13 protein-coding genes are annotated in these 15,356 nt (G+C 72.1%); 9 read left to right on the top strand and 4 right to left on the bottom strand.

Features of this window, described 5'->3' with window-relative positions; translation table 11 throughout:
* From HGA03_RS07565 to HGA03_RS07555, 3 genes are read right to left on the bottom strand one after another with little or no spacing between them, the layout of a single operon-like run.
* The gene (locus tag HGA03_RS07565; RefSeq protein ID WP_168629650.1) at nucleotides 1–882 is read right to left on the bottom strand and encodes a glycosyltransferase family 2 protein; all 882 of its coding nucleotides are present in this window, start codon (nucleotides 880–882) and stop codon (nucleotides 1–3) included.
* Nucleotides 879–1,310, bottom strand: a complete 432-nt coding sequence (locus HGA03_RS07560) for a DUF2304 domain-containing protein (protein WP_168629649.1) — start codon at nucleotides 1,308–1,310, stop codon at nucleotides 879–881. The genes HGA03_RS07565 and HGA03_RS07560 overlap by 4 nt, the downstream gene beginning before the upstream one ends.
* Nucleotides 1,307–2,053 carry a glycosyltransferase family 2 protein gene (locus HGA03_RS07555; protein WP_168629648.1) on the bottom strand — a complete coding sequence of 249 codons (747 nt, stop codon included), beginning with the start codon at nucleotides 2,051–2,053 and terminating at the stop codon, nucleotides 1,307–1,309. The genes HGA03_RS07560 and HGA03_RS07555 overlap by 4 nt, the downstream gene beginning before the upstream one ends.
* A gap of 63 nt (nucleotides 2,054–2,116) precedes the next feature.
* Here HGA03_RS07555 and HGA03_RS07550 point away from each other — a divergent pair, with 63 nt between their 5' ends.
* The 9 genes from HGA03_RS07550 to HGA03_RS07510 all read left to right on the top strand — a co-directional run bounded on the left by HGA03_RS07550 (nucleotide 2,117) and on the right by HGA03_RS07510 (nucleotide 14,365).
* Complete coding sequence (locus HGA03_RS07550) at nucleotides 2,117–3,244, top strand: glycosyltransferase family 4 protein (protein ID WP_168629647.1); 1,128 nt, start codon at nucleotides 2,117–2,119, stop codon at nucleotides 3,242–3,244.
* A 78-nt stretch (nucleotides 3,245–3,322) separates the two neighbouring features.
* Entirely contained in the window at nucleotides 3,323–6,298 is a 2,976-nt protein-coding gene (locus HGA03_RS07545; RefSeq protein WP_168629646.1) for an N-acetylmuramoyl-L-alanine amidase, read from the top strand.
* Nucleotides 6,299–6,580: 282 nt separating this feature from the next.
* Nucleotides 6,581–6,976 (top strand): hypothetical protein, encoded by a 396-nt coding sequence (locus tag HGA03_RS07540; protein ID WP_168629645.1) that lies wholly within the window; start codon nucleotides 6,581–6,583, stop codon nucleotides 6,974–6,976.
* Nucleotides 6,976–9,366 carry a hypothetical protein gene (locus HGA03_RS07535; RefSeq protein WP_168629644.1) on the top strand — a complete coding sequence of 797 codons (2,391 nt, stop codon included), beginning with the start codon at nucleotides 6,976–6,978 and terminating at the stop codon, nucleotides 9,364–9,366. The genes HGA03_RS07540 and HGA03_RS07535 overlap by 1 nt, the downstream gene beginning before the upstream one ends.
* 58 nt (nucleotides 9,367–9,424) lie before the next feature.
* The gene (gene rfbA / locus HGA03_RS07530; RefSeq protein ID WP_168629643.1) at nucleotides 9,425–10,285 is read left to right on the top strand and encodes a glucose-1-phosphate thymidylyltransferase RfbA; all 861 of its coding nucleotides are present in this window, start codon (nucleotides 9,425–9,427) and stop codon (nucleotides 10,283–10,285) included.
* 42 nt (nucleotides 10,286–10,327) lie between these two features.
* Nucleotides 10,328–11,311 (top strand): GDP-mannose 4,6-dehydratase, encoded by a 984-nt coding sequence (locus HGA03_RS07525; RefSeq protein ID WP_168629642.1) that lies wholly within the window; start codon nucleotides 10,328–10,330, stop codon nucleotides 11,309–11,311.
* A complete protein-coding gene (locus tag HGA03_RS07520; RefSeq protein ID WP_168629641.1) occupies nucleotides 11,308–12,258 on the top strand; it encodes a GDP-mannose 4,6-dehydratase in 951 nt (316 codons plus the stop codon). The genes HGA03_RS07525 and HGA03_RS07520 overlap by 4 nt, the downstream gene beginning before the upstream one ends.
* Nucleotides 12,255–13,340 carry a glycosyltransferase family 4 protein gene (locus HGA03_RS07515; protein WP_168629640.1) on the top strand — a complete coding sequence of 362 codons (1,086 nt, stop codon included), beginning with the start codon at nucleotides 12,255–12,257 and terminating at the stop codon, nucleotides 13,338–13,340. The genes HGA03_RS07520 and HGA03_RS07515 overlap by 4 nt, the downstream gene beginning before the upstream one ends.
* The gene (locus HGA03_RS07510) at nucleotides 13,337–14,365 is read left to right on the top strand and encodes a glycosyltransferase family 2 protein (protein WP_168629639.1); all 1,029 of its coding nucleotides are present in this window, start codon (nucleotides 13,337–13,339) and stop codon (nucleotides 14,363–14,365) included. The genes HGA03_RS07515 and HGA03_RS07510 overlap by 4 nt, the downstream gene beginning before the upstream one ends.
* Here the strand turns inward: HGA03_RS07510 and HGA03_RS07505 are convergent.
* Nucleotides 14,328–15,284, bottom strand: a complete 957-nt coding sequence (locus HGA03_RS07505; RefSeq protein WP_168629638.1) for a glycosyltransferase family 2 protein — start codon at nucleotides 15,282–15,284, stop codon at nucleotides 14,328–14,330. The genes HGA03_RS07510 and HGA03_RS07505 overlap by 38 nt on opposite strands.
* Nucleotides 15,285–15,356: the final 72 nt, after the last annotated feature.

The raw sequence follows: 15,356 nt of genomic DNA, 5'->3' as shown, positions 1-15,356 counted from the left end.
TCAGCGCCCGAGCGCGTGGCGCAGCAGGGTCGGCAGCGCGGAGGGCCGCCGCCGCAGTGCCGTCGGCAGCAGCGTCACCGCGTACAGCCGCGAGGTCACGCGCAACCGGGCCGCCCGCGCCGCCCGGTGCCAGCCGTGGCCGGTCATCAGCGTGGCCGCGAGCTCGAAGTACTCGCGTTCACCGGCGAACCGGCTGCCGTCCAGCAGCTTCACCGAGGAGGCGCTCTCGCTGTGCCGCCGGTACGCGAAGCACTCGGTGGGCTCCACCACCAGCTCACTGCCGGCGACCAGCATGTCCAGCACCAGTGCCAGGTCGAGGATGATCGGCAGCCCGGGCCGGAACGGCACCGCCTGCACCGCCTCGCGGCGGAACACCAGCGACGGCCAGTACAGCCAGTCGCCGTGCAGCAGGCTGACCGCCAGCGGCTCGCCGGACAGCACCCGGGTGCCGCTGCCCCGGGGCCGGATCAGCTGCTGCTTGACCCGGTCGGCCAGCGGCGCGGACGGCTCACCGTGCTCGTCGATCACCCGGACCCCGGGCTGGATGATGTCGGCGTGCGGGAACCGCCGGTGCGCGGCCAGCACCACCTCGACGTAGCCGGGGTCGAGCAGGTCGTCCGAGCCGGGCACGGCCAGCAGGTCGGCCTCGGCCAGCGCCACGCACTGCCGGAAGACCTCGGCGATCCCCCGGTTCTCCGCATTGCGGTGGTAGACGATCCGGTCCTCGCCCAACGACGCCAGCCAGGGTCCGGCCCACGGGTCGGGGTTGGCGTCGTCGACGACGATCAGCCGCCACTGGTCGCTGGTCTGCGCCAGGACGCTGCGCACGGTGGCGCGGAAGTAGTCGGGGTCGCCGTAGTACGGGACTAGCAGGTCGATCACTCGGTGCCGTCCTGGGCCTGGGCGGGCACCACCGGCGTCGGGCCGGTCACCGGCGGGTGCGACCCCCGGCCCTGGCGCGGGCTGCCGGCCGCGAGCCGTTCCAGGTCGAAGCGGAGCAGGGCGACCTCCTCGGTGAGGGTGCGGGCCTCCTCCTCCATCGTGGTCATCTCCACCGAGAGCTGAATGCAGACCAGCAGCAGCAGGACCAGGGCAAAGGCGAACAGCAGGTTGCTCGGCGTCTGCACCCCGACCAGTCGCGCCAGCCACGCCACCGCGGATGGAAAGGCCCCGACGATGCAGACCCCGGCGGTCAGCGCCACCCAGATCAGCGCGTACTTCTCCCGGATCCGGCGGGTGCGCATCAGCACCACCAGGAACACCAGCAGCAGCAGGCAGGCGCCCAGGGCGAACCAGTAACCGGTCATCATCGGTGCACCCCTGCCGGAGCCTGGCCCAGCGGGCGGGTGAGGGCGATCAGCAGCGCGAAGACCGCGCGGCCGAGGAAGATCGCCGCCTTGATCGGGTTGTGCGACGGAGTGCCGCCGGCCCGGGGCCGCATCTGCACCCCCACCTGGCGGACCACCAGTCCGGAGCGGCAGGCGATCACCAGGGACTCGACGGTGTCGCCCAGGTACTCGGCCGGGTACTCGTTGGCGAATAGCGCGATCGCCCGCCGGTTGGAGGCCCGGAAGCCGGAGGTGGTGTCGGTGAGCCTGGTGCCGGCGATCCGGGACAGCACCCCGGACAGCACCGACATCGCCCAGCGCCGGGGACCGCGCACGCTGTAGGAGCCCACCCCGGCGAACCGGGCGCCGATCACCACGTCTGCGGACTCCGCGGCCAGCGTCTCGACCACCCGGCGCACGTCCGCCGGGTCGTGCTGGCCGTCCGCGTCCACCTGGACCGCGGCGCCGTAACCCTCCCGGGCGGCGAACCGGTAGCCGGCCCGCATCGCGCCGCCCACCCCGAGATTGAGGGGCAAATCCAGCACCATCGCGGTGCCGGCCGCCCGCGCGACATCGGCCGTGCCGTCGGTCGAGCCGTCGTTCACCACCAGGACATCGGCCTCCGGCAGCTCCCGCGCCAATTCGGCCAGGACGCCGGGCAGCGCCTCCCGCTCGTTCCAGGCGGGGACGATCACCAGAAGCCTGGATCGCAGCTCGTCGCTCACGGGCCATTACCTTAGCCGGGTGACACCGGGCACTGCCCCGGCCGACGAAGGAGGACGCCACCGATGCGGGTACTGCTGGACGCCACTGCCGTCCCGGTCGACCGGGGCGGCGTCGGCCGCTACGTGGACGAGCTGGTCCCGGAGCTGGACCGGCTCGGTGCCGACCTGGTGCTGGCGGTCCAGCAGCGCGACGTCGCGCACTACCGGGCGCTGGCACCGTCGGCGCGGGTGATCGCTGCCCCGGGCGTGGCGGCCCGGCGCCCGGTGCGGATGGTGTGGGAGCAGACCGGCCTGCCGTTGCTCGCGGCCCGGGTGCGCGCCGACGTGATCCACTCCCCGCACTACACCCTGCCGGTGCTGGTGGCCCGGCGGGTGGTGGACACCCTGCACGACGCCACGTTCTTCTCCGACCCCGAGCTGCACCTGCGGTCGAAGGGGACGTTCTTCCGGACCTGGATCCGGCTGGCGGTACGACTGGCCGGGGCGATGGTGGTGCCGTCGGCCGCCACCCGGTCCGAGGTGGCCCGCGCCACCGGCTGCCCGGAGCGGCGGATGACGGTGGCCTACCACGGCGTCGACCACGGCCGGTTCCACGCCGTCGATGCCGCCGAGCGGGACCGGGTGCGGGCCACGCTGGACATCGGCGACGCGCCCTATGTCGGCTTCCTCGGCACGCTGGAGCCGCGCAAGAACGTGCCCGCCCTGATCCGGGCCTGGGTGCGCGCCTGCGACGGGCTGGACCGGCCACCGGCGCTGGTGCTGGCCGGCGCCAAGGGCTGGGACGACCAGGTCGAGGCCGCCCTGGCCGAGGTGCCCGGCCACCTGACCGTCCGGGTGCCGGGCTACCTGCCGCTGGCGGACCTGCCGGGCTTCCTGGCCGGGGCCACCGTGCTGGCCTACCCCAGCCTGGGCGAGGGCTTCGGCCTGCCGGTGCTGGAGGCGATGGCCTGCGGTGCCACGGTGCTGACCACCCGGGAGCTGTCGCTGCCGGAGGTCGGTGGCGACGCGGTGGCCTACTGCGGCACCGGGGTCGACGACATCGCCGCCGAGCTGCGCGCCCTGCTCGACGACCCGGACCGGCGGGCCGCCCTGGGCGCCGCCGCGGCCGCGCGGGCCGCCTCGTTCACCTGGGCCCGGGCCGCCCGCACCCACCTGGAGGTCTACCGGACCGTGGCCGGACGGCGGGGCTGAGCCCGGCGCGTCGGCGCGACAGATCGCCCCAAGGGTGGTGCGCTGTGCACCGACTGTCCGCTGCTTGAGGGGGAGACCATGCGGTCGCGCCGACTCGTCACCACCGTGCTCAGCACCGCGCTGATCGCCACCCTGCTCGCGGCCGTGCCCGGCACCGCCGAACCGGCCCAGGCTGCCGGCTCGGACGACCTGTCGGTCACCGAGCTGGACCTGGACGGGGTGGAGACCGCCGACCTGGCCGCGCTGCCCGACCCGGAATCGGTGCCCACCGAGGAGGGCGCGCAGGACCCGGCCGCCTCGGTGCAGCGCGCCGCCGGACCGGAGCCGGACCCCACCAGCGAGCCGACCGCGGACCCGACGATCACCGCCGCGCCGAGCCCGTCACCCGACCCCACCGAGGCGCCCGCACCGGAGCAGACCACCGAGGCCGCCCCGGATGTCCTGACCACCGAGCTCGACACCGCCGACTTCAGCGTCCTGGGCGTGACCTGGGACCGCACGGAGGGCCTGGAAGGCGTGCAGATCCGCTACCGGGTCCGGATCGACGGCGAATGGACCGACTGGTCCGGCCTGGAGTCCTCCGACATCGGGCCGGACGACGGCACCGACGACGCCGAGACCTCCGGCGACCGGGACGGCACTGACCCGATCGTCGCGGTCGGCGCGGACGGCGTGCAGATCTGGGCCGAGGCGGCCTCCGGCACCGTCACCGGCCTCAAGGCGGTGCTGATCGACCCGGGCAGCGACCCTGCGGATGTCGGTGCCACCGTCGACGGCACCGGGAGCACCACCGCAACCACGGCGTCGGACACCACCGCGGTGTTCCAGAACCTCGGCACCGCCACCGACACCGGCACGGTCCGCACCGCCGCCCTCGCCCAGCCCGGGATCATCAGCCGGGCCGGCTGGGGTGCCGACGAGAGCCTGCGCGGCTGCACCCCGGACTACTCGCGCTCGATGGTCTCGGCCGCGGTGCACCACACCGCCTCCGCGAACGGGTACACCGCCGCCGCCGTGCCGGGCATCATCCGCGGCTTCTACGCCTACCACACCCGTCCGGAGGCGGCCGGTGGCCGCGGTTGGTGCGACATCGGCTACAACTTCCTGGTCGACCAGTACGGCCGGATCTTCGAGGGCCGGGCCGGTGGCATCACCTCCACCGTGGTCGGCGTGCACACCGGTGGCTTCAACAGCCGGACCATCGGCGTCGCCGCGATCGGCGACTATTCCAGCTACGGCCCGTCCGGCGCCCTGGCCGAGAGCATCAGCCAGCTGATCGCCTGGAAGTTCGCGGTGCACCGGATCCAGGCGAACGCCAGTGTCACCATGACCTCCGGGGGCGGGGCCTCCAAGTACCCGGCCGGCACCGTGGTCACCTTCCCCACGATCTACGCCCACCGGGACGCGGCCCTGACCTCCTGCCCCGGCCAGGCGCTGTACAACCTGCTGCCCGACATCCGGAACCGGGTGGCGCAGCTGGCGAACGCCACGGTGGCGGCCTCACCACGGTGGAGTCTGGACTCGCTGTCGGCGACCTCCGGCGGCATCGCCCTGCGCGGCTGGGCCTTCGACCCCGACTCCGATGTGGCGCTGCCGGTCCGGGTCAGCGTGGACGGGGCGGTCCAGACCCTGACCGCGAACCAGAGCCGGCCGGATGTGGCTTCCTCCTTCGGGGTGGGCCCGAACCACGGGTTCTCCGGCACCGTGACCGCCGGGAATGGGCGGCACCTGGTCTGCGTGTCGATCGGGAACGTCGGCGCGGGACAGGATGTGGTGATCGCCTGCGACTGGCTGACCGTGCAGAACGCGGCTCCGATCGGCAACCTGGACGCGATCGGGACGACTCCCACCAGCATCTCCGTGCGCGGCTGGGCGCTCGACCCGGACACCCGGGACCCGATCCGGGTGCACGTCTACGTGGACGGACGCGCGGTACAGGCGCTCACCGCCGACCAGCCCCGCCCGGACATCGACCGCGCCTACGGCAAGGGCCCGAACCACGGCTTCGACGCGACCATCGACGCCACCGGCGGCCGGCACGAGGTCTGCCTCTACCTGATCAACCAGCCCGCCGGCGCCAACGTCCGGCTCACCTGCCGCACGGTCGACGTGGGCAAGCCGCCGATGGGTGTGATCGACGCGGTAGCCACCTCGGCCGGGTCGGTGTCGTTGTCCGGTTGGGCGCTGGACCCGGACACCACCGACTCGATCCGGGTGCACGCCTACGTCGACGGCAAGGGCACGACCGCGGTGACCGCCGATCGTTCCCGGCCGGACGTCGGAAGGGCCCACGGTCTGGGCGACGCGCACGGCTTCGCGATCACGCTGCCGGTGGCGGACGGCACCCACGAGGTCTGCCTCTTCCTGATCAACACCCCCAGCGGCCCGAACACCAAGCTCTGCCGCACCGTCACCGTGCGGAACGCCGCGCCGTTCGGGCGTCTGGACACGATGTCGTCCACGGCCCAGGGGGTGACCTTCTCCGGCTGGGCCCTGGACCCGGACACCACCGACCCGATTCGGCTGCACGTCTACGTCGACGGCACGAGCGTCCAGGCACTGACCGCCGACCGGACCCGGACCGACGTGGGCCGCGCCTACGGCCAAGGTGACGACCACGGGTTCAGCGGCTCGGTCCCGCTGTCCACCGGGCGACACCAGGTCTGCCTGTACCTGATCAACACGCCCACGGGCTCGAACCCGCTGCTCACCTGCCGCGACGTGACGGTCACGAATGCCGCCCCGGTGGGGGCACTGGACGCGGTGACGCCGTCGGGCGGCGGGCAGATGCGGGTCCGCGGCTGGGCGCTGGACACCGATGTGGACACACCGGTGTCGGTCCACCTCTACCTGGACGGCGGCATCGTGCAGCGGGTGAGCGCCGAGCAGTCCCGCCCCGATGTGGGCCGCGCCCGGGGCACCGATGGGATGCACGGCTTCGACACCACGGTGCAGGCCGCCGCCGGCAGACACGAACTGTGCGCCTACGCGATCAATCAGCCGGTCGGGCCGAACACCCGCCTCGGCTGCATGACGGTGGACGTCACCGACTGATCCGCGGCGAATCGGGGCAAACCGGGCGAGAATGAGGTATTGCGCGTGCCGCTGACCATCCGGCGGACACCGTCGACCTAGGCTGACCGCGCCGATCCTCCCCCTCCCCGAGAGTTCACCGTGCGCATGACCCGCAAACAGACCCTCGTCGTCGTGGCCATCGCCGTCCTCCTCGCGGCAGGAGCCGCGGTCTGGTGGTGGCTGTCGCGTTCCGCGGAACCGGAACCCGCCGTCTCCCCCTCACCCACCGCGAGCACGGCGGCCCCCGCCCCGGCTCCCTCCGTGACCACGAGCCCGGAGCCCACCGAGGAGCCGCCCGCGGCCGAGGACCCCGCGCTCGACCCCGAGCCGTCCACGCCGGCCGCCCCCGGCGGTGGCACCGCGACGGTGGATGTCGTGACCACCTACTACGGCTGGAACACGACCTCGGCCGCGGTCGAGGTCGGTGCCTACGCGGCGACCGTCGAGTCCGACGGCGTGTGCACCCTCACCCTCACCGGACCCGGGGGCACGGTGACCGCCCAGGGTTCAGCACTCGCGGACGCCTCCAGCACCTCCTGCGGGGAGCTCTCGGTACCCGGCACCCAGCTGAGCAGCGGGAGCTGGCAGGCCGTCGTCGGCTACAGCTCGCCCCGATCCCGCGGCACCAGTGCCGCCGTCACCGTGGAGGTGCCGTGATGAGCCGCCTGTTGCGCCGATCAGCCGCCGCCTTCGGCGCCCTGACCATGGCGGTGGCGATGCTCGTGTCGGCACCCACCGACCACGCCGTGGCCGCCGACCTCGGGCAGTTCGACCCGGGCATGATCATCAGCGACAGCATCTTCTACGATGCCGGTTCGATGTCCGCGGCCGACATCCAGGCCTTCCTCGACACCAAGGGGGCGAACTGCTCCCCGGCCTCCGGGAACACCTGCCTCAAGGACTACCGCCAGGCCACCACCACCCGGAGCGCCGACTCCTACTGCAAGGCCTACGCCGGTTCCGGCTCGGAGTCGGCAGCGCAGATCATCGCGAAGGTCGCGACCGCTTGCGGCATCAACCCGCAGGTGCTGCTGGTGACACTGCAGAAGGAGCAGGGCCTGGTCACAGCGACCGCCGGCAAGTCCGCCGCTGTCTACCAGAAGGCGCTGGGCTTCGGCTGCCCGGACACCGCCGCGTGTGACACCCAGTACTTCGGCTTCGGCAACCAGGTCTACCTGGCCGCCCGCCAGTTCCAGCTGTACGCCGCGAACCCCTCCCGGTACTCGCACCGGGCAGGGATGACGAACAACGTGCTGTACCACCCCTCCGCTGCCTGCGGATCGTCGGCGGTCTACATCCAGAACCAGGCCACCGCGAGCCTGTACAACTACACCCCGTACCAGCCGAACAAGGCCGCCCTGGCCGCCGGCTACGGCACCGGCGACTCCTGTTCGTCCTACGGCAACCGCAACTTCTGGAACTACTTCACCGATTGGTTCGGCAGCACGAACCAGCGCGCGCCGATCGGTTCTCTGGACCAGGTCTCCGCGGTCTCCGCCGGTACGGTGCGGGTGCGCGGCTGGGCCTTCGACCCGGACACCGCGGACTCGATCCGGGTACACGTCTACGTCGACGGCCGCGCCACCCAGGCGCTCACCGCGAACACCTCCCGCCCGGATGTCGGGGCGGCCTACGGCCGGGGCTCGGCGCACGGCTTCGATGCCACGATCGGGATGGCGGCGGGCTCCCATCAGGTGTGCGTCTACGCCATCGACGCCAACGGCGGCACCAACCCCCTGCTGGGCTGCTCGACGGTCGCCGTGGTGAACCAGACCCCGATCGGTTCGCTGGACGCGGTCACCGCCACCGGCCCCGGAACGGTCCAGGTCCGTGGCTGGGCGCTGGATCCGGACACCCGTGACCCGATCCGGGTGCACGTCTATGTCGACGGCAAGAGCGTCCAGGCGCTCACCGCCGACGGCGTCCGCAATGACGTCGACCGCGCCTACGGCAAGGGCCCGAACCACGGGTTCTCCACCACGGTCTCGGTAGCCTCCGGTACGCACGAGGTGTGCACCTACGCCATCGACAGCAACGGCGGCGGGAACCCCCGCTTCGGCTGCAAGACGGTCACGGTGAACAACAAGACCCCCATCGGTTCCCTGGACGCGGTCACCGCCACCGGCCCGTCCTCGATCCGGGTCCGTGGCTGGGCGCTGGACCCGGACACCCGTGACCCGATCCGGGTGCACGTCTACGTCGACGGCAAGAGCGTCCAGGCGCTCACCGCCGACGGCGTCCGCAATGATGTCGACCGTGCGCACGGGATGGGTCCGAACCACGGCTTCGACGCCACCATCACCGTGGCGGCCGGCACCCACGAGGTCTGCACCTACGCCATCGACAGCAACGGCGGCGGGAACCCCCGCTTCGGCTGCAAGACGGTCACGGTGGTGAACCAGACCCCGCGGGGTGCCCTGGACTCGGTCACCGGCGGCATGGAGCAGTTCACCGTGTCCGGCTGGGCGCTGGACCCGGACACCCGTGACCCGATCCGGGTGCACGTCTACGTCGACGGCAAGAGCGTCCAGGCGCTCACCGCCGACGGCGTCCGCAACGACGTCGACCGCGCCTACGGGATGGGCCCGAACCACGGCTACTCCGCGGTGATCGCCGCCACCCGCGGCCAGCACGAGGTCTGCGTCTACGCCATCGACTCCTCCGGCGGCGGGAACCCGCGGATCGGCTGCAAGACCGTGACGGTCAACGGCACCGCCTTCGGCGCCCTCGACCCGCTGTCCGCCTCCTCGGCCGGCATCCAGGTGCGTGGCTGGGCGATCGACCCGGACACCACCGGGGCGATCCGGGTCCACATCTGGGTCGACGGCGCCTGGCAGGCCGAGGTCCGGGCGAACGTGTCCCGGCCGGATGTGGACAACGAGCACCACATGGGCCCGCTGCACGGTTACGACACGGTCCTGGCACGCCCGGTGAACCAGGCCTCCGGTGGCTGGTCCTCGGGCTCCCACCAGGTCTGCACCTATGCGATCGACAGCACCGGTGGCACCAACCCGCTGATCGGCTGCGCCTCGGTGACCGTGCCGTGACCGGGCGCCGGGACCACCGATGACCACACCGGCCGCCGGGATACGACACAATGGCCGGATGCGCGGCATCATCCTGGCCGGTGGATCCGGCACCCGACTGCACCCGATCACCCAGGGCGTCAGCAAGCAGCTCGTCCCGGTGTACGACAAGCCGATGATCTACTACCCGCTGTCCACGCTGATCCTGGCGGGTATCCGGGACGTCCTGATCATCACCACCCCGCACGACGCCGAGTCCTTCCACCGGCTGCTCGGCGACGGGTCGCAGTTCGGCATCTCGATCAGCTTCGCCACCCAGCCGGAGCCGAACGGGCTGGCGCAGGCCTTCGTGATCGGGGCGGACTTCGTCGGGAACGACTCCGCCGCCCTGGTGCTCGGGGACAACATCTTCTACGGCCCGGGGCTGGGGACCCGGCTGCAGCGCTTCGAGAACATCGACGGCGGCGCGGTCTTCGCCTACCGGGTGGCCGACCCGACCGCCTACGGCGTGGTCGAGTTCGACGAGGACTTCAAGGCGCTCTCCCTGGAGGAGAAGCCGAAGGAGCCGCGCAGCAACTACGCGGTCCCGGGGCTGTACTTCTATGACAACGACGTGATCCAGATCGCCAGGGACCTCAAGCCCTCCGCCCGCGGCGAGTACGAGATCACCGACGTGAACCGGGCCTACCTGGAGCAGGGCCGGCTGCAGGTCGAGGTGCTCCCCCGCGGCACCGCGTGGCTGGACACCGGCACGTTCGACTCGCTGCTGGAGGCCTCCGACTTCGTGCGGACGATCGAGTCCCGGCAGGGCCTCAAGGTCGGGTCACCGGAGGAGGTCGCCTGGCGCCGCGGCTTCCTCACCGACGACGAGCTGCGGGTCCGGGCCGAGAAGCTGGTGAAGTCCGGCTACGGCCAGTACCTGATCGACCTGCTCGACTGAGCACACCTCCCCCTCCGCCTGATCAGACCGAGTTAGGACACCATGGCACGCGCACTCATCACCGGGATCACCGGCCAGGACGGCCTCTACCTCAGCGAACTGCTGCTGAGCAAGGGCTACGAGGTCTACGGCCTGGTGCGGGGACAGAACAACCCGAAGATCGACCTGGTCCGCCAGGTCGTGCCCGAGGTGAAGCTGCTCACCGGGGACCTGGTCGACCTGTCGAGCCTGCTCCGTGCGCTCGGCGAGTCCGAGCCGGACGAGGTCTACAACCTGGGCGCGATCAGCTTCGTGGCATACTCGTGGGAGAACGCGCAGCTCACCACGGATGTCACCGGCAAGGGCGTGCTGAACATGCTGGAGGCGGTGCGCCTGCACGCCAGTGACGACCCGTCGCGGGTGCGGTTCTACCAGGCGTCCTCCTCGGAGATGTTCGGCAAGGTGCAGCAGGTGCCGCAGAGCGAGTCCACGCTGTTGTGGCCGCGCTCGCCCTACGGCGTGGCCAAGGTCTTCGGCCACTACATGACGATCAACTACCGCGAGTCCTACGGGATGCACGCCTCGTCCGGGATCCTGTTCAACCACGAGTCGCCCCGCCGGGGCCCGGAGTTCGTGACCCGCAAGGTCTCCCAGGCGGTGGCCCGGATCTCGCTCGGCCTGCAGGACTCGCTGACCCTGGGCAACCTGGACGCCCGCCGGGACTGGGGCTTCGCCGGGGACTACGTCGACGCGATGTGGCGGATGCTGCAGCAGGACACCCCGGACGACTATGTGGTCTCCACCGGTGAGACGCACTCGATCCGCGAGCTGCTGGATGTCGCCTTCGCCCGGGTCGGGATCACCGACTGGTCGCCGTACGTCGCCCAGGACCCGCGGTTCATGCGCCCGGCGGAGGTCGACCTGCTGATCGGCGACTCCACCAAGGCCCGCACCCAGCTCGGCTGGGAGCCGCAGGTCGGGTTCACCCAGCTGGTGGACATGATGGTGGACAACGACCTGGCCGAACAGCGCGCCCGGATGTCATGACGGTCGCCCTGATCACCGGGGTCACCGGACAGGACGGCTCCTACCTGGCCGAGCGCCTGGTCGCCGAGGGCGTCACCGTGCACGGCCTGGTGCGCCCCGGCGACGAAGCCACCGTCCCCGCCGGAGTGCATGCGCACGCCGGCGATCTGGCCGACCGGGATGCCCTGCGTCGGCTGGTGCTGGACCTGGCCCCCACCGAGCTGTACCACCTGGCCGGCATCAGCTCGGTGGCGGTGTCCTGGCAGGAGCCGGAGCTGACCGCGCTGCTGTCCGGCGTGGCGGTGACCAGCCTGTTGGAAGCCGCCTGGCAGGTGCAGCAGGCGCACGGCGACACGGTCCGCTTCGTCCAGGCCTCCTCGGCGGAGATCTTCGGCGACGCGCCGACCGCCCCGCAGGACGAGTCCGCCCCGATCGCCCCGGTGAATCCCTACGGCGCGGCGAAGGCTTACGCCCACCATATGGTCGCGATCTACCGAGCCCGCGGGCTGCACGCCTCCGCGGGCATCCTGTTCAACCACGAGTCCCCGCGACGCCCGCCGACCTTCGTCACCCGCAAGATCACCCAGCGGGCCGCGCAGATCGCGCGCGAGGGGGACGGGATGCTCACCCTGGGCAATCTGGAGGCCCGGCGCGACTGGGGCTGGGCTCCGGACTACGTGGACGCCTTGATCCGGCTGGCCCGGCACGACGAGCCGATCGACGCCGTCGTCGCCACCGGGGTCACGCACACGGTGCGGGACTTCGCGTTGAGCGCGCTGCGGCGCGCCGGGGTCGCCGACCCAGAGTCGCGGCTGGCCACCGACCCCGCTTTCGTCCGCCCGGCCGATGCCGGCCTGATGGTCGGTGACGCGACCCGGGCCCGGACGCTGCTCGGCTGGGCGCCCACCCGGGACTTCGACGCGGTGGTGGCCGCGATGGTCGACCACGACCTGGAGCTGCTGGGGTGAGTCCGCGGGTCGCGCTCACCGTCGAGCAGCTCTGGCAGCCGGCCCCGGGCGGTTCCGGGACCTACATCCGAGAGCTGGTCGCCGAACTGCGCGGACTGACCCCGCTGGTCGGCGTCGCGGCGCGCGGGCATCGCACGGTGCCGGAGCAGGACCTCGGCATCCCCGTCCTGACCTCGGCTCTCCCCCGCCCGGCGCTGTACGAGTCCTGGAACCGGCTGCGCCGCCCGCACGTGCCCGGCCGCCCGGACCTGGTGCACGCCACCACCTGGGCGGTCCCGCCGAGCCGAGGCCCGCTGGTGGTCACCGTGCACGACCTGGCGTTCCTGCGCACGCCGGAGCACTTCACCCCGCGCGGCAACCGCTACTTCCGCCGCGCGATGGATCTGACCCGGCGGGAGGCGGACCTGGTGATCGTGCCCTCCCGCACCACCGCCGAGGACTGCGTGGCCGAGGGCTTCGACCCCGGCCGGATCCGGGTGATCCCGCACGGGGTGCGGGTGCCGGAGATCGCCCCGGAGCGCGCCGCCGCGATCCGGGACCGGCTCGGCCTGGACCGGCCGTACGTGTTCTGGTGCGGCACCGTCGAGCCCCGGAAGAACCTGCCGGTGCTGCTGGCCGCCTTCGAGCGGGTCGCGGCGGACAGCGACCTGGACCTGGTGCTGGCCGGGCCGGCCGGTTGGGGCGAGTCCGGCGCCGAGCTGGACCGCTGGCTGGCCGGGCCGCTGCGCGACCGGGTGCACCGGCCGGGCCGGCTGGAGCTGGACGAGCTGCATGTGGCCTACGCCGCCGCGCGGGTGTTCGCCTTCCCGTCGCTGTGGGAGGGCTTCGGGATGCCGGTGCTGGAGGCGATGGCACACGGCACGCCCGTGGTGACCTCCGCCGGGACCTCGATGGCCGAGTTCACCGAGGGCGCCGGGCTGCTGGTCGACCCCCGCGATCCCGAGGCGCTGGCCGCCGCCCTGCTCCGCGCGGCCGGACCCGAACACGACCGCTGGTCCGCCCTGGCCACCGAACGCGCCGCCGGGTCGAGCTGGGCGGTGACCGCCGAACAGCACCTGGCGGCCTACCGGGAGCTGCTGTGATCCGGGTCCGCGCCCTGGTGGTCACCTGGCAGGCCGCGGCACTGCTGCCACCCTGCCTGGACTCGCTGCTGTCCCAGGAGGTCCCGGAGGCCGAGGTCGAGGTCGTGGTGCTGGACAACGGCTCCACCGACGGCACCCTGGAGCTGCTGGCCCGCGACTACCCGGGGGTGCGGGTGATCGAGGCCGGGACCAATCTCGGCTTCGCGGGCGGGGTCGAGCGCGGGCTGCGGGACTTCGACGGCGACGTCGCGGTGCTGCTGAACAACGATGCCCGGATGCTGCCCGGCGCGCTGGCCGCCCTGGTCGACCCGCTCCGCGACCCCGGGAGTCTGGCCGCCACCACCGCTCGGATCATGCTGGCCGGACGCTACCGCCGCACCGCCCACCCGGTGCCGGACTCCCCGGACGGCCGCTCCCCCTGGCAGCCCGCCACCGACGGCATCCGGCTGGTCAACTCCACCGGCAACCTGGTCGCCGCCGACGGCTCCGGCCGGGACCGGGACTGGCTCACCCCGGACGACGCCGAGCACGCCGACCCGGAGGTCTTCGGCTTCTGCGGCGGTGCGGCGGCACTGTCCTGGCCGGCGGTCCGGTCGGTGGGCGGGATCGACGCCGGCCTGTTCCTCTACTACGAGGACACCGACCTGTCCTGGAAGCTGCGCGCCGCGGGCTACGACATCCGCTACGTGCGCGCCGCCGAGGTGGAGCACCTGCACTCGGCGAGCTCCGGGACGGCCTCGCCGCTGTTCCGGTACCAGAACACCCGCAACTCGCTCACCGTGGTCACCCGGCACGCCCCGGCAGGCATGGTGCTGACCTCGTGGCTGCGCCAGCTCGCCGGACTCGCCCGATGCGCAGTGCGCGGTCCCCGGGCCGAACTGGCCCCGCGGGCCCGGGGACTGCGGGACGCCCTGCTCCGGCTGCCCCGCACCCTCGGCGAGCGGCGCCGGATCTGGTCCGGCGCCCGCCGCGACCGCCGGGCCGCGCTCAGTCCCGTACGGACCGCTGGTACTGCACTTCCTTGATCCGCTCGAGCTGCTCCTCCAGCAGCACCCGGTTGGTGCGCAGCAGGTCGGAGATCACGCCGAGCGCCACCGACAACAACGCGGCCACCGCCATGATCGCGGCGAAGATCAGGGACTGGATGTTCCCCGAGTTGTCCCCGCGGCCCAGCCAGATCACCAGGAACCGCACCGCCGGGATCAGGGCCAGCACGCCGAAGATCGCGGCCAGCCAGGCGAAGATCACCGTCGGCTTGAACATCAGGTAGGACCGGATGATCGCCGAACCGGACTTGCGCATGTGCTGGAAGATGTTGGTGAACAGCCGCGACTCGCGGGTCTTGGCGTTGGTGGTCACCGGCACTGAGGCGATACGCAACCGCTTGTGGCCGGCCTGGATGATCGTCTCCATGCAGTAGGAGAACTCGGTCACCACGTTCAGCCGGTAGAGCGCGGCCCGGGAGTAGGCCCGGAACCCGCTGGCCGCATCCGGCAGCCGGGTGTCCGCCGCCTTGTTCACCACCGCACTGCCGACCCGCTGCATCATCTTCTTGAACGGGCTGAAGTGCGCGATGGTCGCGGTCTGCCGGTCGGCGATCACGATGTCCGCGGTCCGTTCGATGATCGGCTGCACGAGGTCCGGGATTCGGTTCTGCGGGTATTGGTTGTCGCCGTCGGTGTTCACCACGATGTCCGCGCCGTGCGCGAGCGCGTAGTCGATCCCGTCCCGGAACGACCGGGCCAGCCCCATGTTCCGGGCGTGCCGGACGAAGTGCGTGACCCCGAGCTCGCGGGCGACCTCGATGGTGCGGTCGGTGGAGCCGTCGTCGATCACCAGGATCTCCAGCTCGTCGACCCCCTCGATCTGCCGGGGGATGCTCTCCAGCACCGACGGCAGGGTCTCCTCCTCGTTGAGGCAGGGGATCTGGACGAAGACCTTCATGACGCTCCTCTACGGCTGCCCGGCTGGAGGGTGCCGGCGGCTCGGTAGCCTACCGGTCCCCCGTTCACCGGA

Source organism: Cellulomonas denverensis (assembly GCF_012396125.1).
GTDB lineage: Bacteria > Actinomycetota > Actinomycetes > Actinomycetales > Cellulomonadaceae > Cellulomonas > Cellulomonas denverensis.
This window is presented reverse-complemented; position numbering and strand designations above follow the sequence as displayed.